This window comes from Salinimicrobium oceani (genome assembly GCF_012037645.1).
This window is the reverse complement of sequence record NZ_JAAVJR010000721.1, coordinates 1-430: the sequence shown is the minus strand read 5'-3', so window position 1 is coordinate 430 and position 430 is coordinate 1. Positions and strand designations below refer to the sequence as shown.

General features: G+C 43.5%; 1 pseudogene. It reads left to right on the top strand.

Annotation, left to right across the window (positions count from 1 at the left end):
* Nucleotides 1-430: pseudogene (locus tag HC175_RS19065) on the top strand (glucosylceramidase); the annotation flags it as partial.

The window sequence follows — 430 nt, the reverse complement described above, 5'->3', positions numbered from 1 at the left end:
AGCAGGCAAATTTTATTAAGAACTCTCTGGGTCCCGCATTTAGAGAAGCAGGAATAGATACAGACATCATTATCTATGACCACAATGCCGATAATCCGGGTTATCCTATTTCAATTCTTAATGACCCTCAGGCAAGGCAGTATATTGCAGGCTCAGCTTTTCATCTATACGCCGGGGATATTTCTGCCCTCTCAACAGTTCATGATGCCTTTCCCAATAAAGACATCTATTTCACAGAACAGTACACGGCTTCAAATGGAGATTTTGGAGGGGATCTAAAATGGCATTTAAAAAATGTAATTATAGGCTCAATGCGTAACTGGAGTAAAACTGCTCTGGAATGGAACCTGGCAAACAATTCGAATGTCGGGCCACATACCTCCGGAGGCTGTACAACCTGCAAGGGTGCTGTAACAATGACCAGCAGCGG